The sequence below is a fragment of the Enterococcus florum genome (assembly GCF_004309355.1).
Lineage (GTDB): Bacteria > Bacillota > Bacilli > Lactobacillales > Enterococcaceae > Enterococcus_A > Enterococcus_A florum.
This window is the reverse complement of the sequence record NZ_BJCC01000062.1, coordinates 1-652: the sequence shown is the minus strand read 5'-3', so window position 1 is coordinate 652 and position 652 is coordinate 1. Positions and strand designations below refer to the sequence as shown.

Annotated in this window: 7 tRNA genes; all 7 read left to right on the top strand. The window is 54.3% G+C overall.

What is annotated here, in order from left to right:
- Window positions 1-57: 57 nt before the first annotated feature.
- The 7 genes from NRIC_RS19080 to NRIC_RS19050 all read left to right on the top strand — a co-directional run bounded on the left by NRIC_RS19080 (window position 58) and on the right by NRIC_RS19050 (window position 651).
- Window positions 58-130: transfer RNA gene (locus NRIC_RS19080), tRNA-Val, on the top strand.
- A 3-nt stretch (window positions 131-133) separates the two neighbouring features.
- Window positions 134-206: transfer RNA gene (locus NRIC_RS19075), tRNA-Lys, on the top strand.
- Between the two features lie 10 nt (window positions 207-216).
- Window positions 217-298, top strand: a tRNA-Leu gene (locus tag NRIC_RS19070).
- A gap of 10 nt (window positions 299-308) precedes the next feature.
- A tRNA-Thr gene (locus NRIC_RS19065) sits at window positions 309-384 on the top strand.
- 1 nt (window position 385) lies between these two features.
- A tRNA-Gly gene (locus NRIC_RS19060) sits at window positions 386-457 on the top strand.
- 22 nt (window positions 458-479) lie between these two features.
- Window positions 480-565: transfer RNA gene (locus NRIC_RS19055), tRNA-Leu, on the top strand.
- A gap of 12 nt (window positions 566-577) precedes the next feature.
- Window positions 578-651 (top strand) — tRNA-Arg (locus NRIC_RS19050).
- The last annotated feature ends 1 nt before the right edge of the window (window position 652 follow it).

Here is a 652-nt window from a genome sequence, read left to right as displayed (position 1 = left end):
GCCGATTGTAGTGAAGGGTTTCCCTTTGTGAGAGTAGGACGTCGCCACGCAACCCATGGGGGTTTAGCTCAGCTGGGAGAGCATCTGCCTTACAAGCAGAGGGTCAGCGGTTCGAACCCGTTAACCCCCATATGAGCCGTTAGCTCAGTTGGTAGAGCATCTGACTTTTAATCAGAGGGTCACAGGTTCGAGCCCTGTACGGCTCATAGAAAGTATGCGGGTGTGGCGGAATTGGCAGACGCACTAGATTTAGGATCTAGCGCCTAACGGCGTGGGGGTTCAAGTCCCTTCACCCGCATTAAAAGCTAGCCGGCTTAGCTCAGTTGGTAGAGCATCTGATTTGTAATCAGAGGGTCGAGGGTTCAAGTCCTTTAGCCGGCACCATGCGGAAATAGCTCAGTGGTAGAGCACCACCTTGCCAAGGTGGGGGTCGCGGGTTCGAACCCCGTTTTCCGCTTTCCTGAAGACCAAGGAAGCACGCCGGGGTGGCGGAACTGGCAGACGCACAGGACTTAAAATCCTGCGGTGAGTGATCACCGTACCGGTTCGATTCCGGTCCTCGGCATTAGTTAAATATGCGCCCATAGCTCAACTGGATAGAGTGTTTGACTACGGATCAAAAGGTTAGGGGTTCGACTCCTCTTGGGCGCGT